We start from the raw sequence: 19,948 nt of genomic DNA on the forward strand, positions 1-19,948 counted from the left end.
CCCGGTACGTCAAGGCGGCTGCGGGAACCGCGGTCAGTCGTACGGTGGCGACCGCGTGGGCGCTGCTCAACACCGACGTCGGTGACCCGATGACCGATCCGGTCAGTGACGCCACCCCGAGCGGAGAGTTCACCGGCGCCGAGCGGTGGACCAACGACAGCCTGGCCGGCGCCCTCCGTGAGCTCGCCGGACCGGTGGTTCCCGTGTCGGTGACCCGTTGTGTCACGGTCGACGAACGGTGGCGGTCCGACCATGGCGAAGCGACCCGGGCATACCTGGTGGCTCCGGCCGAACCGGTTGATGCCGCGCTACTCGCCGGCCGCTTTCTCGTGCACCCCGAAGAGCCGGTCCTCGGCCGGCTCGACGACGGCGGTCCGGTCGAGAGCCTGGTCGGGATGGACGGTCACGGGCACCTGTACGCGCCGGAGCGGGCGGTCACGTGCCCGGTCTGTGCCGAGACCTACTGTCCCGCCTGCGGTGAGGAAGGCACGATCGCGGGCTGTCGTACCTGCGAGCGGCCGGCCTGCGGCCGGTGCCGGTCCTGCTTCGGTGGCGAACCGCAACGGACTGCCGAGGACTGCGAGCGGTGCGGCGACACCTCCTGCCACGACTGCGGCCGGTACCTGTCGACCGTGGCATGTGAGCTGTGCGCCCGCAGCGTCTGCGCCGCCTGCGTCGACGGCAGGCTCTGCCGTACCTGCTGGGCTCTCGCCCCGGCCACCGCTGGCGACCTCACCGCTCTACCCCCGGAGCTGCTCGCCGACGGGCTCGCGGTGGCCATCGGCCACGATGACGGCGGCTCCGTCGCCCTGCTCGTCGGTGCGCACCGCACCGAACTCGCCGTGTTCTCCGCGTCGGGGCTGCACCGTTGGGAGACCGTACGCTCCGAGCCTGCGCAGGTCGTCGAGGTACGGCTCGCGACCGCGCGGCTGGCCGGCTCCGGCGACGTCGACCTGCGCACGCTGACGGTGCCGCCGGTGCGGACCGACCCGGACGTGCTCGTCCTGGAACGGCACACCGACGAGAGGCTGTTGTGGGCGGTGGAATCCGACGGAGAGCGGCGCGCGGGCAGCGCCACTCCACCTGCCGGCGTACGGGATCCGCACGAGCCGTCGACCGACCTCGTCGCGCAGTTGGCCCGCACCCTGACCGGCGACAGTCCGCTCGATCGTGTTCCCGTCCCCGCTTCCGGTTCCCGGGTCATGAGCATCCGGCGACGCGCCCGGGAGGTGTCCTTCGCTGAAGGAACCGCCGTGGTCACCGCGTGCCTTCAGCCTTCGGAGGAGTCGGTCGTCATCGACGGGCGGGGCCTTGTCCGGCGTACCATCGCCGGCCCGGACCTGAGCGAAGAGGTGGCGAGGTGGGAGACGGCCGGCACCGCACCGGAGTGGGCCGTCGCCGGTTGGTTCCCCGCGCCCGAGCTTGTCGCCGTGGCCGAACTCGATGGGTACACCGCGGTCATCGCCGCCGTCGGTGAGTACGGACTGCTGGGCGTGCGAAAGGCCGATGAGTCACCGCGTTGGTTCATGCTGGCCGACGACGGCCGGTCGGACCTGCTGAGGGCCGCCCTGGGGCAGGCGCTCCTGGGCCGGCCGGCACTGCTCTCGATCGGTCGGAGCACCCGACCCGATCACGTACGCGGACCGAGGATCATCGGAGCGGAACTGCGGGGCAGGCGCACCGCACCACAGCTCGTCGAGGGTACCGATCCGAGGGTGGCGGAAACGGTGACCGCGATGCACGAAGCGCTCGCCGACCACTCCCCGGGGGTCGAACCGCGGGTGCCGTACGACCAGGGGAGCCTGCCCGCTCCGCTGGCTGCCCGCCTGCGCGAGCGGGTCGCGGCCCGTCCGCTCGAGCGGCTGACGCGCGACCTCGGACTGCACGTCGAAGAGCAGTGGTGGCTGCCCGCGGATGAGATCGTCACGGTCACCTACCGGTTGCTCCCCGGGCAGGTCGACGGCTGTCTGACGGACGCGGTGACCGGAAAGCCGCTGCGGGTCGCCCGGCTCTGCCGGTCCCGTCACGTGGTTGAGCGGCCGGACCGATGCGCGTCGTGCGATGAGCCGACGTGTGGGGTGTGCCCCGACCGGGTACGGCGATGCAGCCTGTGTGTCCGTACCGTCTGCGGGCGCTGCATCGCCGCGGCGGACGGCCGTTGCGTCGCCTGTGTCGACTTCCGCAAACTCGGCATGCTCGAACGCAGGCGCCTCGGGAAGCCCCTGTCCGCGTCCGTGTGGCAGGCGAAAGACACCCACACCACGATCACGGTCATCCGGGCGCGAGAGCAGTGGACGCTGGAGCGGTCGGGCCAACACGGCACCGTCGCGTTCCCCCTGAACGGCCCACGGCTAGGTCTCTTCCAACAGGTCGTGGTCGGGGCCGGTCGCTAGCGTGTCGATCCCCGTACCCGTCCTGGCCGCATGCGGAACGGTCACTGCCTGCTGAGACCGGCCTCGTACGCGAGGATCGCCGCCGGTACCCGGTTCTCCAGTCCCAGCCGGCGATACCACGGCGATACCGGCGCCGCACATGATCTGGGCTCCCTTTCCCCTAGGAGTGCAGATGCAACTGCGGTATCGAAGCAGCCTGCTGACGGTGCTGGCGGTCGGCGGGCTGGCGGCCGCCGCCGTGCCCGCCGCGCCCGCCGTCGCCGAACCGTCCGACACGCGCGTGGTCGCGGCCGCCGGCCCGGACGGCGTCGAGGTGTTCACCGGCGATGTGTTCGGCGACCTCTCGCCGCTGTCGGAGACCGTCGCCACGGCGCTGGCCGCCGCCCAGGAGCGGGTCGAGCAGAACCCCGACGACCTGGCCGGGGCCTATCTGGACCGTGCGACCGGTGAGGTGGTCACGCAGGCGACGACCACTGCCGGCGTCCGGACCGCCGCCAGCCTGCCCGCCGGGGTGACCGGCCGGGGCCGGGCGCGGCAGGTCGCCAACAGCCACGCCACGCTCACCCGCATCCAGCACGAGGCGATCGGGCTCAGCCCGACCGAACTGCCCGGCAGTGACACGGTCTACGGCACGTTCGTGCAGGAGGAGAAGAACCGGGTCGTCGTCGAGGCGAAGACGGTCACCCCGGCGCTGCGCAAGGCCCTCGCCGACCGCTACGGGGTGTCGCGGGTCGCCATCCACCTCACCCCGGACGTGGGGCTGCCCAGCGCCGACTACGGCGGCCGGCAGAACGACTCCAGCCCGTTCCTCGGCGGCGCCTACATCAACGTCCCCGGCGGCTATTGGTGCAGCACCGCGTTCGCCTGGCGCAACGGCGGCTACCACGGGATGCTGACCGCCGGGCACTGCGTGTCCAACGGCGGCACCGTGACCAGCGGGACCGGGGCCAAGATCGGTACGGTCATCAGCAACAACTGGAACGACGGCGTCGGCACGGTGCGCTACCCGGGCGACCCGTACGACCGGGGCGACCTCGGCCTGATCCAGATCGCCGGCGGCGCCGCGGCCAGCGACGCCCGGGTCTACGTCTACGGCGTCAACTCCACCGACTGGCGCAACGTGATCACCCGCTACAACCGCAAGTCGATCAAGGGTGACAGTTACTGCACCAGCGGCGCCAAGACCGGGGAACTGTGCGGCTGGACCGCGCAGGAGACCAGCTACGACGTCAAGTACGACGACGGCGAGGTCGCCCGCAACGTCACCCGCGGCACCAAGGGCGGCACCTGCACCGCCGGCGGGGACTCCGGCGGTGCCGTCTACTACACCGACAGCAACGGTCAGGTGCACGCCAAGGGCGTGCACAGTGGACACGGTAGTTCGGCGTGCACCGAGTTCTTCACCGAGATCACCGACGCGGTGAACGCGCTACCCGGTGACGTCGCCACCCGCTGACCCGACCGGTCGCACCACGCGCGGCGGCGCGGACCGCCGCGCGCGGTGCGACCCGCAGCGACGGTTCCAGCCTCCCGACGCCAACCGGGCCAGTACCTCCTGCGGCGAACCGGTACGCCCGACGACCATGGCGGAAGGATCTCACGACGGTCCCCGTCGAGGGGTTCTCGGATCTGGACGGCCCTCGATAGGGTGAGCCCCGCGACACGCTCGGCGACCGGAAGGCTCACAGGCGGCTACGGGGAGGGGCGCGGTGATGCGGGAGGATCCACTCGGCACGGGACCGGACGCCCATGTCGTCCGGTGACGGTATCGGCGTTACGCCGTCGGATCTGATCGCCCACGCCGGTCACGTCGAGGCGATCGGCGACCGGGTCGCCACCGCCAAACAGGCCGGTGCCGCGGTACGGCCCAGCATGACCGCGTACGGCAAGCTCTGCACGATCGTGCCGACGCTGCTGGCCAGCCTCCAGGACATGGTGGTCGACGGCATCGACGCCGCCGCGCACTCGCTGCACGACTCCGGCCAGCGGCTGCGCACCGCGGCCGACGGCTACCAATCGGCCGACGACCGTGCCCAGACCCGCCACCAGCAGGTACGGGGCCCGCAGTGACGGTCAACCCGCTGGTCGCCGGCCGGCTGGACAACCAGCCCGACGCCTGGTCGGGAGTGTGGATCGCCGAAGACATCGAGCTGATCGCCCAGGGAGTCAAGAACGGCGACTGGATCGACACCAGCCTCGGCGTGGTCGGCGCCGGCCTGGACGCCCTCGCCTTCGTGTCCGACCCGGTCGGCGTCCTGCTGCAGTACGGCGTCGCCTGGATCATCGAGCACGTCAAACCGCTGAGCGAAGCCCTGGACTGGCTGGCCGGCGACCCCGGCCAGATCGCCGGGCACGCCCAGACCTGGCGCAACGTCGCCGCCTCCCTGCGCGACGAGGCGGCCGATCTCGACAAGGCGGTGCGCTGGGACGTCGCCGACTGGACGGGTACCGCCGGTCCCGCCTACCACACCTGGGCTCAGGAGCAGTCCCAGGCACTCGGCGCGCTTTCCCGGGCCGCTGACGCCATGGCCGTGATCACCGAAGGCGCCGGCGCGCTGATCGCCGCCGTCCGCATCCTCGTCCGCGACGCGATCGCCACCTGCGTGTCGCGGCTGGTCGTGTACGCCGTTGAGGAACTCGCCTCCCTCGGTGCGGCCACCCCGCTGGTGGTCGAACAGGTCACCACCCTGGTCGCCTCCTGGGCGGCGAAGATCGCCCGCTGGCTCAAGGGGCTGCTGTCCAGCCTGCGTCGACTGGAGCCGATCGTGCGTCGGCTCGGCGAGTTGATCGACGAACTCAAAAAGATCCTCAGCCGTCTACGCGGTAAGGGCCGGTACGGGGGCTACACGGGCAAGGAGGGTGACGACCTGGCGCGGGCCGATGACATGCCGATCACCGTGCCTGAAAACTTCACGGTATCCGACGTCGATTCCGTCGTAGATCACCTCGCACGCCTTGATCATTCTCCGGCTAATGACGCTATGATCAGCCGGGTTCGGGAAAAGCTCTCCGCCGGAGAACCGCTGACCGAGGGTGAGCAGAACTTCATGAAGCACGAGATGGTGGAAAAGTCGTTGATGGACCGCGGTATGTCTTATGACGAGGCGCATAAGATTGCATTGACAACCCATCCGCCGGGTAGGAACTATGCCCCGGAAGTCATCGATGAGTTCGCTCATCTGTTCAATAACTGGTGGCGCAAACAGTGGGGGCTCGATCCAAGATGATAATCACAATTGACGGCAGGTTTGCCGTGGCTATCGATCGGGACTCTGCGTCGGCCCGGTATCTGTGCGCGGAAACGCTGTCTGACATCTCTTCGGCAGTCGGCCTGGGTCGGGTCGTGGGTGGGTCGGTCCGAGCCGTGGTGGAGCTCAGGCGGAACTTGGGCGGCATGATCATGCGTGCGCAATTGGGTGGAGAATTCCTTCCTGAAGGCGGCCAGGCGCGCTACGAGGTGTGCGTCGCGGCGGAACCGTTCGACAGCGGGCTTCCTCCGACCTGCGAGAGCTTCCTCGGTGATCCTTTGGTTCCTGGCCTGCCTTCGGACTTCGCCAGTTCTGCTTTGGCCGGAGTCATGGCGGACTCTGCGCATGCACCTCTGCCTGGCGGGATGCTGCGTGTTGACCGAGCCGGGTATGACGTCATGGGCTCCTCGGAGTCCGCGTTCAACCAGACGGGCAGATTGTTGCGGCACGCCCTTGTGGCGATGATCCAAGGCGCGGACCTGGAGACACACATACGTGACGCAATCGCAGAGCTTTCTTAGGTGGAAATGTACCTGGCGCTCGACAGGGCTGAGTGACGCAGGCGATCAGCGGAGCTGCGCGGAAGGTGGAACTTCACCACAAGCGTGACAGGACCGTCGCGCTGGTGACTCTGACGCAGGACCAGATCACTCTCCGTTCCTAGCGCGACGGCGGTGTCAGACCGATCCGCGCGTCGCGCGATTGGTCCTCTCGGGAAGAAACCTTGGTGAACTACTCCATCGGCATCTGGGTCCACGGGCAGGTGCCGCGCGGCGTGATATTCCGCTGGGAAGCTGACGGTGGGGCGAGTAGCACCGGATTCGTTCTCCTGGAGACAGCCGCTCCGGCTATTCGGCCGTGTGCCGCCGACGGCGGAGTTCTCGGCGACCTCGTCCTGGGTGCGGACAGCGGGAACGTGACCGGCGACGCCGCTGGGGTCAGCCGAGCTACCTTTACCAGGATCGCGGCCGCCATCCTCAAGTCTTTCCTCAAGACTGGGAAAGCATCGCAGACCGCGCACACGAATTTCGGGTAGGCCTTTCACATCAGGGAGTGAGTTGTTACCGGATCACCCGGCCGCGACTCGCGCCGCGTGGTACACGTCAGCGGGCAACGGTTTCTCCAACCGCCACAGGATCCGCATCGGCCGATCACCCTTGTGCTCCACGTACCGCATCCGCCCGGCGTACAGGTACGGCGGCACCCCGAGCGCGCCGTCGCTCTCCTTGCTCTCCCGGAGGAACAGGTGCACCGACGAGCCACGTGAGGCGTGGTGCACGTACCGCTGCCCGGTAGGCGACGCCGTGGACGTGGTGCTCTGCGACTCCCACTGGAACAGCTCCGGTGTGATGGCCCGATCTTCATACATGGTCGTGGGGGAGTAGTGCTCCAGCGTCTTGTTCAGCGTGACGAAGAACAGGTCGGCCTGCTCGACGTCGACCCACTTCACGCCCTCGCGGACCGGTTCGGTGACCCCGAAGGCCGCCCGTACCTCATCCCTGCTGTAGCGCGCGTGCAGTGTCAACGGAATCCGGCCGGACAGGTCGACGGGCCGGCCGACCCGGTGGATCCGTGACCGCAGTACCGACGACACCTGCCGTAGCTCGTCGCAGCGCTGCGGATCGTCCCACAGCCGCGCCACGCCTTCCTCAATCTCGCACGACGAGCCCCACAGCAGCGCGTGCAGCATGGCAGCCAGGCGACCAGCCGGCAGCCGGGAACCGCCGGCCAGAGCCGACAGGGAGTCGAGCCGCAAGACGTCGTCGAGGTGCAGCATCCGACCGATCGCCGAACTCAACACGGCGTCGTGCGGCCCCGCCGGTGACTCGTCGAGCCCGGCGAGCCGCCGCAGGCCGGTCCATCCACCCCGACCCTTCGAGCGGTACAGGTCCTCCAGCTCAAGTCCGGTCTCGGCGAGGAAGGTGTCCAGGCTGACATCCCCGAGCCGGCGCAGCTCCGCGGCGACGTCGGGCCACCGCAGCCGCAGCGCCGCCTGCACGTTCTTCAGGACCAGCTGCTTGGCGACCGGGTCGAGTTGGATGTGGCAGCCGGCAGGCAGGGTGGGGAAGTCATGGTCGACGTCGCGGGCAAGCTCCTGCCGGCTGATGCCGGTGAGCGCGCGGTACCGCAGGTCGAAGCGGAATTCCGTGCGCTGGGCGCCGATGAAGTCCAGGACGGTCAGGCACGGCTTGCCGTCGGCGAGCCGCAACCCGCGCCCGAGTTGCTGCAGGAAGACGGTCGCGCTCTCGGTCGGCCGCAGCATCAGGATCGTGTCGACCGCCGGCAGGTCGATGCCTTCGTTGAACAGGTCGACGGTGAAGAGCGCCTTCACCTGACCCGTCATCAGCTTCTGCACGGCCTCGTGGCGGCCGGTCGCGTCGAGCCGGGAGGTGACGGCCAGCGCCGGTACGCCGGCCCGCTGGAACCAGTCCGCCATGAACTCGGCGTGCGGGATGCTGACGCAGAACCCGAGGGCGCGCATCTGGTTGACGTCGACCTTGTCGCGCACCGCCTGCAGGATCAGTCTGGCCCGGGCGTGGTGGCCGGTGTACAGGTTGCTCAGCTCGCCCTGGTCGTACCCTTGCCCGCGCTTCCATCGGATCGCCGACAGGTCGACGTCGTCGTGGATGCCGAAGTACTGGAACGGTGCCAGCAACTGCCGCTCCAGAGCCTCCCACAGTCGCAGTTCGACCGAGGTACGACCGTCGAACCACTCCCGGATGTCCTGGCCGTCGGCCCGCTCCGGGGTCGCGGTCAGGCCCAGCAGGACCCGTGGCCTCACGTGGTGGAGCAGCCGGGCGTACGTCGGGGCCTGCGCGTGGTGGAACTCGTCGACGATGACCATGTCGAAGCGTGCCGGGTCGAGCTCGTCGAGGTCGACCCGGCTCAGGGACTGCACCGAGGCGAAGACGTGCCGCCACTCGCGCGGCCGTTCGCCGCCCACGAATGTCTCGCCGAAGCGCCCGTCCCGCAGCACGTGCCGGAACACCGACCGGCTCTGCCGCAGGATGCGCTCCTGGTGCGCCACGAACAGCAGCGTGTCGGCCGTGCCCGCGTCGCGCAGCCGCTTGTAGTCCAGCGCCGCGACGACGGTCTTTCCGGTACCGGTCGCCATCACCACCAGGTTGCGCCGGTGCCCGTGGACCTCCCGCTCGGCGGCCAACCCATCGAGGATTTCCCGCTGGTACCCGTACGGGCGCACGTCGAGGCTGGTGATGTCGATGGCCAGGTCCGGTGAGCCGGCGCCGGACTCGATCTCCAACGCCCGGCGCAGCCGGTCGGCGTCGCGCTGCGGGGTGTACTCCTCGAACGCCGGATCGTCCCAGTACTCGTCGAAGGTCGCCGCGAAGGTGGCGAGGATGTGCGGCTGTTCGAGCGCGGCGATGCGTACGTTCCATTCGAGCCCGTCGACGAGCGCTGACTTCGACAGGTTCGACGAGCCGACGTACGCGGTACTGGCACCCGTCTCCCGCCGGAACAGCCACGCCTTGGCGTGCAGCCGGGTCGTCCTCGTCTCGTACGACACCCGGATCTCGGCGCCCAGTTCGGCGAGCCGGTCCAGCGCCCGCTGGTCGGTGGCCCCCAGGTACGTCGTGGTGATGACGCGCAGCCGCCCGCCCCGCCCGATGAGATCCCGGATCGGTTCTTCCAGCAGTCGCAGGCCGTGCCACTTGATGAACGCGCACAGCAGGTCGACCTGGTCGGCCGAGGCCAGCTCGGTGGCCACCTCGTGCCCGATCCGTGGCTGTCGGCGACCGTTGACCAGCAGCGCCCCGCTCGACAGCGGGGTCTCCGGGTGGGGCGGGAAGGTGACCGCGACCGGTGCCGGCGGTCGGTCCACGATCGCCCGCAGCAGCAGGTCGGGTGGTGCGGCGACGAGGTCGGCCGGCTCAACCGCCGCGGGGGAGAGGGCGGCGATCGCCTCGGCGAGCCGGTTGGCGATCTCCACCTGGCGGGCGAGCCGCTGCGTGTCGTCCCCGGGTACGGCTTTGAGCGCGCGTTGGGCCAATCCCGCGATGTGACGGGACAGGACGACGTCGGCCTCGGCCGGATCGATCCGTTGACGGTCCACCAGGTCGCGAGCGACGGGCAGCAGTTGCTCGTCGAGCCGGCGGGTGATGAGGTGCTCGTACGCGCCGCGGGCAAGATCCGTCACCCGGGCAACGTACGTCAGCCTCGATCGCCGCGTCGATCAGCCGATCGAGGCGTATCAGGGTGCGCTGATCGGCGCGACGATCGCGAACGGTGCGCTCAGCACACCGACGCTCGTCTGCACCTGGTACCGGGTCCGGCCGCGCTTCTCGATCGTGCCGACGAGACCGCCGTACTTGCCGCCGCCGGTCAACCGCACCCGGTCGCCGACCCGCAGCGCCGGCGAGCCGGCGGCGACCGGTTCCACCGCGCGGCCCTGGATACGCGCGAGTTCCGCCTCGTACCGGGGGTGCATCGGTGCGGGCTGTCCCCGATAGGTCCAGGTCAGCAGCGCCGACGCGTCGAACACGGTCGAGCAGCGGCGGCACGACTTGACCCGGATCGGCCGGCGGTGGGCGGTGCTGCGGTGCCCCGCCGGGCAGACACCCTCCCACGCCCCGTCGATCCGGGGCGCGTCCTCCGGCACGCAGCGCATACCCGAACAGCCGATTCGCAGCGCGGTGGCCCGCCACAACCGGTCGTGCCCGTGCCAGGTGCCGACCAGGGCGTGCGCGATCTCGTGCAGCACGGTGTCGGTCACCTGGGCCGGCGGGTACAGGAGGGTCAGCACCCGGGACAGGCCGATCTCGCGGCGGTCCGACCGGCACACCCCGGCGCGGGTCTTCGCGTCGTCGAACACCAGCCGCCAGCCGGTGAGGCCGTGCTCGGCCATCAACCCGACGGCGAGTACCCGCGCCTCCTCCAGGTCCACCCTGCACCCGCCCCCGAGCGTCGTTCGTGGCTTCCGCTGACGCACCAGGCAGTGCTCAGACCGGCTCGTGTGAGACGCAAGGTATCGCAGCAGAGCCCTGACCAGGGGTCGGACACGTCGATGCCGAGATCACAAATGGGGCATGGCGGGGACGGCGGACGCCACCGACGATGGGCCGGTTCGGCGGTGGCGCCGTTCAACCGTCCCGACGTCGCTCAACCGTCCCGGCGTCGCTCAACCGTCCCGACGTCGCTCAACCGTCGGCGATCCACGAACCGTGGAACCCGGCCGGTACCCGCCGCGGCAGCCGTACGCACGCCACCGGCGCCAGCTCCGCCGCGTCCAGGACGAACAGCTCCGACCCGCCCGGGTCGGTGAGGATGGTCAGCAGCCAGCCCTCGTCCTCGCCGCGCGCCCCGTCGGCCGGTACGAACACGGCCTCGCCCGGGTGCCGGTCGGCGCTCAGGTGCAGGGTCTTCACGACACCCGTACCGGTGTCGTACTTGACGATCGCGCGGTCGCCGACCGTGTACAGGTACCGGCTGGGCCGCCCGGTCAGTCGATCGTTGTGCGTCGGGAACTCCACGCCCCGGTCGTCGAGCCGCTCCTCGTCCCTGGTTCCGCCCGCCGGATCGAGCCGCCACCGGTGCAGGTGGGCGGCCGCCGTCTCCGGTGCCCCCGCGGCGGCGCGGGCGGCCCGGGTCGCCACGGCGCGAGCGGGGTCGGGATGCCCGCTGACCCAGATCCACGCCGACCGGAACGCCGCCGGGTCGTACCGCACCGCGTCCAGCACGACCGTGCCCGTACCGTCCTCGTACGCGTTGCCGACGTGGAAGACGTAGCACGGCTCGACCTCGAACCACCGGACCTGACCACTGCCGTCGCGCGGCATCACCCCGAGCCGGGCGCCGTAGCCGTCGTCCCACCGGTACGGGATGCCCCGCTCGACCAGGCCCGGATCGAACACGACCGGCAGGTCCAACCAGACCACATGACGCGCGGTGATAGCGAAGTCGTGCATCATCGTCGGGCCGGGTACCGCGACCTCGTAGCTCTCGACCAGCTCACCGGTGGCCGACAGGCGGTGGTACGTCAGGTACGGCGGGAGCGCGGAGTACCCGAAGAAGTGCAGCTCCCCGGTCTCCGGGTCCTGTTTCGGGTGCGCGGTCATGGCCGTGGTGAGCCGGTTGTCGAAGTCGCACGGTCCGACGGTCTCCAGTTCGGGCGTCACCTCGTACGGCAGCCCGGCCTCGACCAGGGCCAGGATCCGGTGGTCGTGCCGGATCACGTGGGTGTTCGCGGGTACGGCGGTGAGGTCGAGGGTCAGGTCGGGGCGGACGAATGCCGCACCGGCCAGCGCGGCGGTGCGCACCCAGCGGTTGCGGTACCACTCGGCCCGCCCGTCGCGCAGCCGCACGCCGTGGATCATGCCGGAGCCGGTGAACCAGTGCCCCGGATCCTGGCCGGGCATCGGGTTGGGGCCGTTGCGGAAGTACCGTCCGGTCAGCGCGGGCGGGAGCGCCCCGGTCACGGGCAGGTCGTAGGCGTCGATCTCGTCGGGTACGGGCGCCAGATAGCCGCGCAGATACGCCGGTCCGGTCACGACAGCCCCCATGCCTTTCGGGACGAGCGGTGCCCATACCCGCGCAGCGGACCTTGAACCCCGGGCCGCCGGGCCCGTGCCCGGGAGCGGACCTTGAACCCCGGACCGCCGGAGCCCGTGCCCGGAAGTGGATCCTGAACCGCAACCGGCGGACACAGCGACCGGCAACCGGGCCGCCGTAGCGTCGCAGGCTCGGGGAGTAGACGATGGATACGGATGGCCATGGATACGCTGTGCGGAACGGGAACGGCGGGAACCGGTGACGATCCGGGGACGCCCGGGGGCGGTGACGCACCGGCGACCGGCGGCACCGCGATGACCGCTGACCTCCCGGCGATCGGTGATCTCCCGGCTCCACCGCCCGGGGTGATCGACGATCTGGCCGACGTGTCGGTGGAGACCCCGTACGCCGAGTACCGGGTGGTCGCCGCGCTGCGGGCGATGGAGATGGTGCCGAACGCGCAGGTCCGGACCGTGGCGGTGCCGGCCGAGCGGGCCGAGCGGCTCGCGACCGAGTGGGACCGGCCCGAGCTGCGGATGCGGGCCCGGCTGGTGCGCGCGGACGCGCTGCTGCGCGACGGCGACGCGATCGAGGCAGGCCGGATCGCCGAGCAGGCGCGCGCCTGGGCCGCCGAGCACGACGACGCGTACCTGCGGGCCCGCAGCCACTGCCAGCTCGCGCGGTTCTTCTACTACGTCGGCGACTTCGCCGACGCGCTGGCGCACGCGGTCCAGTGCGTGGCGCACACCCCCGACGACGTGCCGCCCCGACTGCGCGCCATGCACCTGTTGACGCTGGCGATGGTGGCCTACGACGCCGGTTCGCCCGAGGACGCCCTCCGCCGTAACCAGGAGGCACTCGAGATCGCCACCGCGATCGGCGACGGCGATCTGTCGCTGCAGATCCTCAACAACATGGCGTACACGGCGTACCAGAGCGGCGACCATGAACGGGCCGAGCGGCTCACCGGTCAGATCCAGGCCGCCGCCGACCGGCACGGCATCACGCTGCACGTCGCCATCCTCGACACGATCGCGCGTATCCACCTGATCCGCGGCCGGTACGCCGAGGCCGAGGGGACCCTGCGGCCGTACCTGGAGGAGTACGCCGACGAGATGTTCATCGCGCGGAATGCGCTGGCCGAGTGCCTGCGCACCGTCGCCGAGGCGCAGCGGATGCGCGGCGACACGGCAGCCGCGCGGGCCTCGCTGGAACGCGCGGCCGCGGTGTGCGACGAGCGCGGGCTCGGTTTCGCCCGGGCGCGGGTCCGCGAGCAGCAGGCGGAGCTGCACGCCGAGATGGGGAACTACCGTGCGGCGTACGAGGAGTACCGGCGCTTCCACATCGACCTGCAGGCGCTGCAGTCGGAGCAGCGGGACGCGCGGGCACGGGCGTTGCAGGCGGTGTACGAGACCGAGGAGGCCCGACGGGAGAGCCTGCGGTTCCGCGAGCTGGCCCAGCGGGACGCGCTGACCGGCCTGTACAACCGCCGCTACGTCGACGAGCGGCTGGCCCTGCTGCTGGAGCAGACGGCCGCGCGGGGCGCGCCGCTGTCCGCGGCCCTGGTCGACCTCGACCACTTCAAGCGGGTCAACGACACGCTGTCACACGCCACCGGGGACGCCGTGCTCGTCCGTCTCGCCGCCCTGCTCGCCGACGTCGCGACCGGGGACGCGGTCGCCGCCCGGCTCGGCGGTGAGGAGTTCCTGCTGATCCTGCCCGACACCGACGCCGACGAGGCGGTACGCCGCTGCGAGGGGCTCCGCCGGGCGGTCAGCGCCCACCCGTGGCGGGCGGTGACCGGCGCGCTGCCGGTCACCGCGAGCATCGGCGTCACCACGGTCTCCGCCGGCGCGATCACCGCGTCGGCGCTGCTGGCGCGGGCCGACCGCAACCTGTACGCGGCCAAGCGCGCCGGCCGCAACCGGGTCGTCGCCGACCCGGCGTGACAGCTGAGTCGGCGACGACTGGCGCGGTCAGCCTGCCGCCGGCTCCCGCCACATCGGGTACAGGCTCGGCCCGTCCGGCAGGTCGAGCGTGTAGTCCAGCCGCCGGAAGCCGAGCCGGGCGTACAGTTCTGCGCTGCGCTCGCTGCTGGCCTCCAGGTACGCGGGGGCGCCGGCCGGGTCGAGCTCGGCGAAGCGGTGCCGCAGCAGCGCCGTGCCGACCCCGGTGCCCTGGCGGTCCGGCCGGACCGCGATGAACGGCAGGTACGCGTGGTCGCGGTCGTGCGGGTGGGCGTCGGACATCAGCCCGTCGAGGACCGCGAACCGCTTGGCGTACTCCGGCCCGATCGCCTGCTCGATCGCCTCCGCGAGCCCGTCGTCCCCGTCGGGCGCCGCGTCGACGTCGACGGGTAGCCACAGGGCCGCCCCGGCGTGGTCATCGGCGACGTGGATGACGCCGGTGGCCAGGATGCCGTCGACGAAGGGTCGGAAGAAGGCGGCGTTCAGCCGGCGCCGGTCGTCGTCGGATTCGAAGATCCACCGGCTGACCGGGTCGTCCATGAACGCGGCACCGAGCAGGTCGGCCAGTGCCGGGGCGTCGTCCGGGGCGGCCGGGCGGATCTCGATGTCGGGCCGGCTCATGCGATGTCTCCGCTGGTAGTGCTCATGCGTTGTCTCCGCGGGAGGGGTGGGGAGGGAGCGGAATTGTTGCCCGGCGGCGTCAGGCACCGCGCGTGGCCGGGACGAGGCCGGCCAGCGCACTGCCGGGGCTGAGCGCATCGGCCTGCCGGGAGCCGCCGGTGCCGATGCCGGCGTAGACGTCGGGCCGGGTGGTCTTGATCAGGTATCCCCAGCCCAGGCCGACGAGCGCGGCCGCGCCGACGATGCCGGGTAGCACGTACGTCAGCGCGGACCCCTTGGCCGTGCCCAGCACCGAGTCGGCGTTGGCGGCGGTGACCGTGGTGATGACCACCAGCGCGATGGTCGCCAGCAGCGGCGCGACGAGCCGCTGCCAGGTGGTCTCCGGCGTCGACTCCCGGCGGAAGTACCCGATGACGGCCAGCGACGTACCGATCAGCAGCACCAGGACGCCGACGGCCGCGCTGTAGGACAGCCAGGTGAACAGTTCGGTGAGCGGGTCGCGGTTGAACATCGCGAACAGGATGACGGTCACCACGGCGAGCGCCGACTGGACCAGCGACCCGGCGGCCGGCGCGCCGGTGCGGCGGGCGGCGTACGCGGTGAACGCCGGCAGGACCCGCTCCTGGCCGAGCGCGAACGTGTACCGGGCGCTGACCATGTGGAACGCCAGCAGCGCGGCGAACACGCTGGTGATCAGCAGGACGTTGGCCACGTCGGCGACGCCCGCGCCGAAGTACGCCGCCATCAGGCTGAACGGGATGCCCGACTCGGGGTCGCGGGCCTGCGCGACGACGTTGCCGGGGCCGGTGGCGACGGTGAGCGCCCACGCCGACACCAGGTACAGCACCGAGGTGATGGCGATGGCGGCGTAGGTGGCCCGGGCGACCGTCCGGCGCGGGTCGCGGACCTCCTCGGAGTAGACGGCGCCGGACTCGAAGCCGACGAAGGCGGCGATGCCGAACGCGAACACGCCGCCGACCCCGCTGGTGAACAGGTTCGAGGGGTTGAGGCCGTCGAAGGAGACCGAACCGCCCGCCGGGCGGCCGAACGCGCCGAGGTCGAACAGCACGACCGCGATCACCTCGGCGACCAGGAGCACGCCGACGACCTTCGCGGACAGATCGACGTTGAGCAGGCCGAGCAGCCCCACGACGGCCCAGGCGATGAGCGACCACACCCACCACTGCACGTGGGTGTTCCAGCGCGCGTCGGCGAAGGCCGCCAGGGCGGCGCCGAACAGCCCGTACAGGCCGATCTGGATCGCGTTGTAGCTGACCAGCGCGACGAACGAGCCGGCGACGCCCCAGGCCTTGTTCAGTCCCTGCGCGATGTAGGCGTAGAAGGCGCCGGCGTTCTGCACGTACCGGCTCATGGCCGCGTAGCCCACGGTGAACAGCGCCAGGGCGACGCCGAGAACCGGGAACGACAGCGGGACACCGGTACTTCCGGTGACGGCGAAGGTGGCGACCACGCCACCGGCGAGAACGGTCATCGGCGCGGACGCCGATACCAGGAAGAAAATCAGGGAGGTGGCGCCGAGACGCTTGGTGGTGAGTGCGGGCACGGTGGGGGTGGGGGAATTCATCGACAGATTCTCCAGATCCTCGATGTGACGGCCCGCACAGTACTGTCCACTCGCGACTCTATCAATCATTGACTTTCTATGTATGGCATGCATCACGTGATGAATGCGCAATGGCGCACGGCTCGCCGGCAATGCCCGGTACGCGCGTCTGGCATGTCCTATGTGGAGGTGTTAACCTGCGCGCCGACGTATCGGGTCCGGTGCCTTCTGTTCGAACGTGCGCATACGTCAATGAAATGGCGCGTACGTGTTAATGGCAAGGTGCCGGCGATCGAGGATCGGATCTCATGCAGCCCCAAGCCGAACTCGCGGTCGCCGACAGCTTCTGGCTGCTCAACTACGACGACAATCCACGTCGGGCCAGCCTCGCCGACCGTATGCTCGACGCCGGCCTCGCCGGGGCCGTGTTGGCCGAATTAATTATTGATGGGCAGCTTGTTCTGCTCGAGGGAAACTCGACCGTCATGACCAATCCGACCCGGCTGCCGCCAAAGGATGAGGTCGCCGCGCTCGTCATGGGTTACATCACCCGCGACCCGACGCCGCACACGGTGCGCCGCTGGGTAGCAGACCTCGCGGGGATCGTGACCCCGGCGATCTGCGAGCGGCTGGCGAAGACCGGGTACGCCCACCTGACCGGTAACCGGCTCACCGGCCGCCGGTACGTGCCGCAGAGCGCGAACGTCGCCGCCGGCCCAGGGGTACGCCTGCGGTACCACATGAGCCACCCCGGCCAGGTGCAGAGCTGGAACGTCCTGGTGCTGGCCGGCCTCGTCCTGGTCACCGGCATGGTGGCGGTCGTCGCCAGGGAGAGCCAACAGGTGGCCACCGAGCAGTTGCGGGCACTGGCCGGTCGGCTGCCGCCGGTCATCCTCTCGGTGTTGGCCGCGGTCGAGGCCGAGATCGTCTCGGCTCCGCTGCGCCCCAACCGGTGACCGCCCCGCTGCGCCCCAACCGGTGACCGCCCCGCTGCGCCCCAACCGGTGGTCGGCGTCGGGGAGGGCGCGCTAGCCGAACGCCCGGCGCGCCCACCGGCTCGGGCTGAGCGTCATCACCTTGTACGGGCAGTTGCGGTCGGTCAGCAGCGTGTACGCCTGCTGGGCCCGCTCCGCCGCGTCCCGGGCCTGCTCGGCGGGGGTCATCCCCTTGCCCTTGTTCTTGAGTAGCGCGCTGTAGAACGCCGAGCAGAAGACCGTGCTCTCGTACCAGCCGACCTGCGCCGACGTGCCGATGTAGGTGACGTCGCCGTGCAGGCAGTCACGCACCGCCTTCTGCCACGCCCCGGTGCCGGTCTTGCACCCGTCGGCGAGGATCGCGCCGGTCGAGATGCCGCGACCGCGGTCGGCGGCGGTCTCGCCGAGCTGCTCCAGCGAGATGTTGGTCCGCTCGTCGCTGCTGCTGAACGTCGGGGAGGCGGCGACGTGGTCGCCGTGGGCCATCACGTGCAGCACGTCACAGGACGAGGTGAATGCGGTCAGGACGGTGTCCGGATCGCGGGAGCGCACGAAGTCGATGTCGACGACCGGCTCGCCGTAGTGGATGTTGATATTGGCCAGGGTCGACTGGATGAACGACATGGCGGCGTCGAAGTTCGCGTCCAGCCCGATGTCGAGCAGGCTGACCCGTCGTCTTCTCACCATGTCTCCGTCATGCCGTGCGCCGCTGGCGGCCCGCGGAAGCCGGCCGCCGTCCTTCTCGCGACCGCGAGCCGGAAGACTCCTCACGGCCGCGAGCCGGAAGTTTACGACCGGTCACCGACAATCCTCGCCGGCAGGCCTCCGATGACCACCTATAGTGATTCAGCTCACTAGGTGCCAGTCGAAATCACCAAGAGCAACCGGACGGCAACTCACCGGTGATGTACGTCGAACCGGCGCCGGCGTAGCGTCGTTCACCTGGTGAGGTGAGGATGGATGCAGACGGTGACGGACGCGGCGTCTCAGGTGGCGACGGCAGGGGAGGGAACCGGCCCCGTGGCGCCGGTCGGCGGCTTCGCCGAGATCCTCGGTGACCTGTCCGCGTCGCACCCGCACGCTCCGGACCGCCTGGTCGCGGCGCTGGACGCGATGGAAATGGTCCCCGCCGCGGAGTTCCGTACCGTCATCGGGCCGGCGGAGCGGGCCGAACGGCTGGCGGGCGAGCTGGAGCGGCCGGACCTGCGGATGTGGGCGCGGCTGGTGCGCGCCGACGCGCTCCTGAGGGAGGGTGACGCGGCGGAGTCGGGCCGGCTCGCCCACCAGGTCCGTGCCTGGGCCACGGAGCACGGCCACACCTACCTGATCGCCCGCAGCCACCGCCTGCTCTCCCTGTTCTTCCGCAACGTCGGCGACGTGGTCGACGCGCTCTCGCACGCCGTCCAGTCGGTGACGCACACCGATGCCGAGATGCCGGCCCGGATCCGCGTCGCCCACCTGTCGAACCTGGCGGTGGTGCTGGGCGAGAACGACTCGCGGGACGAGGCCCGCCGTCGCTTCGAGGAGGCGCTCGACGTCGCCACCGCTGCCGGCGACGCCGAGCTGTCGCTGCTGGTTCTCAACAACATGGCGTTCCTGGCGTACATCCACGGCCACGAGAACGAGGCACGGAAGCTCGCCGACCGGATCCGCGCGTTCGGCACCCGCCACGGCGTCCCGCTGGACGCCGGAGACCTCGACACGCTCGCCCGGATCGAGATGATGCGGGGCCGGTACGCCGAGGCGGAGGAGACCCTGCGCCCCGTCCTGGACGGGGCGGCCGGGTGCCTGTTCCCCGATGGGAACTCACTGGCAGAGTGCCTGCTCACGGTGGCTGAGGCGCAGCGGTTACGGGGCGACCTCGCCGCCGCCCAGGCCGCCCTGGACCGTGCGGCGCGGCTGTGCGACGAGCGGCAACTGGCGTCCGTGCGGGCCCGGGTACGTGACGAGCAGGCCCAGCTGTACGCGGCGGCCGGCCGCTACCGGGAGGCGTACGAGGAGAACCGGCGCTTCCACGCCGACGTCCAGTCGCTCCAGGCGGCGCAGCGGGAGGCCCGCGCCCGGGCGCTGCAGGCGGTCTTCGAGACCGAGGAGGCCCGGCGGGAGAGCGTGCGGTTCCGGGAGCTGGCCCAGCGGGACGCGCTGACCGGCCTGTACAACCGGCGGTACATCGACGAGTACCTGGCCGATCTGCTCGACGGCCACCCCTCGCTGTCGGTGGCCCTGGTCGACCTCGACCACTTCAAGCAGGTCAACGACACGTGCTCGCACGCCGTCGGCGACGTCGTGCTCCAGCGGGTAGCCGCGCTGCTCGCCGACGCCGCCACCGGGGATGCGGTCGCGGCCCGCCTCGGCGGCGAGGAGTTCCTGCTGATCCTGCCCGGCATCGGCGCCGACGAGGCGCTGAAGCGCTGCGAGCAGCTCCGCCGGGAGGTCCGCGGGTACCCGTGGCGACAGATCACCGGGAAGGTGCCGGTCGCCGCGAGTATCGGTGTCACCACCGTCACCGGCGCGCTCGCCGACATCACGCCGTCGGCGCTGCTGGCGCGGGCCGACCGCAACCTGTACGCGGCCAAGCGGGCCGGCCGTGACCGGGTCGTCGCCGACCCGGCCTGACCTGCCGTGACCGGGCCGTCGCCGACCCGGTCCGACCGGCGCGGACGTCGACCCCGCC

14 protein-coding genes are annotated in these 19,948 nt (G+C 70.8%); 8 read left to right on the forward strand and 6 right to left on the reverse strand.

What is annotated here, in order from left to right; translation table 11 throughout:
* Positions 1-2,565 precede the first annotated feature (2,565 nt).
* From ACNTMW_RS29390 to ACNTMW_RS29410, 5 genes are all read left to right on the forward strand, one after another.
* Positions 2,566-3,849 carry a S1 family peptidase gene (locus ACNTMW_RS29390; protein ID WP_426637169.1) on the forward strand — a complete coding sequence of 428 codons (1,284 nt, stop codon included), beginning with the start codon at positions 2,566-2,568 and terminating at the stop codon, positions 3,847-3,849.
* A gap of 293 nt (positions 3,850-4,142) precedes the next feature.
* Entirely contained in the window at positions 4,143-4,463 is a 321-nt protein-coding gene (locus tag ACNTMW_RS29395; RefSeq protein WP_426637170.1) for a type VII secretion target, read from the forward strand.
* A complete protein-coding gene (locus tag ACNTMW_RS29400) occupies positions 4,460-5,620 on the forward strand; it encodes a WXG100 family type VII secretion target (RefSeq protein ID WP_426637171.1) in 1,161 nt (386 codons plus the stop codon). Before ACNTMW_RS29395 ends, ACNTMW_RS29400 begins: the two co-directional genes overlap by 4 nt.
* A 167-nt stretch (positions 5,621-5,787) precedes the next feature.
* Entirely contained in the window at positions 5,788-6,162 is a 375-nt protein-coding gene (locus ACNTMW_RS29405) for a hypothetical protein (RefSeq protein WP_426637172.1), read from the forward strand.
* Between the two features lie 206 nt (positions 6,163-6,368).
* The gene (locus tag ACNTMW_RS29410) at positions 6,369-6,677 is read left to right on the forward strand and encodes a hypothetical protein (RefSeq protein WP_426637173.1); all 309 of its coding nucleotides are present in this window, start codon (positions 6,369-6,371) and stop codon (positions 6,675-6,677) included.
* A 33-nt stretch (positions 6,678-6,710) separates the two neighbouring features.
* Here ACNTMW_RS29410 and ACNTMW_RS29415 read toward each other — a convergent pair whose 3' ends face one another.
* The 3 genes from ACNTMW_RS29415 to ACNTMW_RS29425 form a co-directional block, all read right to left on the reverse strand.
* A complete protein-coding gene (locus ACNTMW_RS29415; RefSeq protein WP_426637174.1) occupies positions 6,711-9,797 on the reverse strand; it encodes a DEAD/DEAH box helicase in 3,087 nt (1,028 codons plus the stop codon).
* Positions 9,798-9,851: 54 nt separating this feature from the next.
* A complete protein-coding gene (locus ACNTMW_RS29420) occupies positions 9,852-10,544 on the reverse strand; it encodes a SprT-like domain-containing protein (protein ID WP_426637175.1) in 693 nt (230 codons plus the stop codon).
* 253 nt (positions 10,545-10,797) lie between these two features.
* Complete coding sequence (locus ACNTMW_RS29425) at positions 10,798-12,147, reverse strand: carotenoid oxygenase family protein (RefSeq protein WP_426637176.1); 1,350 nt, start codon at positions 12,145-12,147, stop codon at positions 10,798-10,800.
* 216 nt (positions 12,148-12,363) lie between these two features.
* Between ACNTMW_RS29425 and ACNTMW_RS29430 the strand changes: the two genes are divergently transcribed.
* Positions 12,364-14,097 (forward strand): tetratricopeptide repeat-containing diguanylate cyclase, encoded by a 1,734-nt coding sequence (locus ACNTMW_RS29430; protein ID WP_426637177.1) that lies wholly within the window; start codon positions 12,364-12,366, stop codon positions 14,095-14,097.
* A gap of 27 nt (positions 14,098-14,124) precedes the next feature.
* Here the strand turns inward: ACNTMW_RS29430 and ACNTMW_RS29435 are convergent, their stop codons facing one another.
* Complete coding sequence (locus ACNTMW_RS29435) at positions 14,125-14,736, reverse strand: GNAT family N-acetyltransferase (protein WP_426637179.1); 612 nt, start codon at positions 14,734-14,736, stop codon at positions 14,125-14,127.
* A 79-nt stretch (positions 14,737-14,815) separates the two neighbouring features.
* Positions 14,816-16,321 carry an APC family permease gene (locus ACNTMW_RS29440; protein ID WP_426637181.1) on the reverse strand — a complete coding sequence of 502 codons (1,506 nt, stop codon included), beginning with the start codon at positions 16,319-16,321 and terminating at the stop codon, positions 14,816-14,818.
* Between the two features lie 287 nt (positions 16,322-16,608).
* Between ACNTMW_RS29440 and ACNTMW_RS29445 the strand changes: the two genes are divergently transcribed.
* Entirely contained in the window at positions 16,609-17,256 is a 648-nt protein-coding gene (locus ACNTMW_RS29445) for a GPP34 family phosphoprotein (RefSeq protein WP_426637182.1), read from the forward strand.
* A gap of 72 nt (positions 17,257-17,328) precedes the next feature.
* Here ACNTMW_RS29445 and ACNTMW_RS29450 read toward each other — a convergent pair whose 3' ends face one another.
* Positions 17,329-17,961, reverse strand: coding sequence for a hypothetical protein (locus tag ACNTMW_RS29450; RefSeq protein ID WP_426637183.1), 633 nt, complete (start codon positions 17,959-17,961; stop codon positions 17,329-17,331).
* 273 nt (positions 17,962-18,234) lie between these two features.
* On the opposite strand from ACNTMW_RS29450, the gene ACNTMW_RS29455 reads away from it, so the two are divergent.
* A complete protein-coding gene (locus ACNTMW_RS29455; protein WP_426637184.1) occupies positions 18,235-19,890 on the forward strand; it encodes a GGDEF domain-containing protein in 1,656 nt (551 codons plus the stop codon).
* Positions 19,891-19,948: the final 58 nt, after the last annotated feature.

It is taken from the genome of Planosporangium spinosum (genome assembly GCF_049999945.1).
GTDB lineage: Bacteria > Actinomycetota > Actinomycetes > Mycobacteriales > Micromonosporaceae > Planosporangium > Planosporangium spinosum.

Coding starts and splice junctions, on each gene's coding strand:
- ACNTMW_RS29445 (WP_426637182.1), top strand. CDS start 16,609: ATGCAGCCCCAAGCCGAACTCGCGGTCGCCGACAGCTTCTGGCTGCTC.
- ACNTMW_RS29430 (WP_426637177.1), top strand. CDS start 12,364: ATGGCCATGGATACGCTGTGCGGAACGGGAACGGCGGGAACCGGTGAC.
- ACNTMW_RS29450 (WP_426637183.1), bottom strand. CDS start 17,961: ATGGTGAGAAGACGACGGGTCAGCCTGCTCGACATCGGGCTGGACGCG.
- ACNTMW_RS29440 (WP_426637181.1), bottom strand. CDS start 16,321: ATGAATTCCCCCACCCCCACCGTGCCCGCACTCACCACCAAGCGTCTC.
- ACNTMW_RS29390 (WP_426637169.1), top strand. CDS start 2,566: ATGCAACTGCGGTATCGAAGCAGCCTGCTGACGGTGCTGGCGGTCGGC.
- ACNTMW_RS29395 (WP_426637170.1), top strand. CDS start 4,143: ATGTCGTCCGGTGACGGTATCGGCGTTACGCCGTCGGATCTGATCGCC.
- ACNTMW_RS29455 (WP_426637184.1), top strand. CDS start 18,235: ATGCAGACGGTGACGGACGCGGCGTCTCAGGTGGCGACGGCAGGGGAG.
- ACNTMW_RS29435 (WP_426637179.1), bottom strand. CDS start 14,736: ATGAGCCGGCCCGACATCGAGATCCGCCCGGCCGCCCCGGACGACGCC.
- ACNTMW_RS29405 (WP_426637172.1), top strand. CDS start 5,788: ATGATCATGCGTGCGCAATTGGGTGGAGAATTCCTTCCTGAAGGCGGC.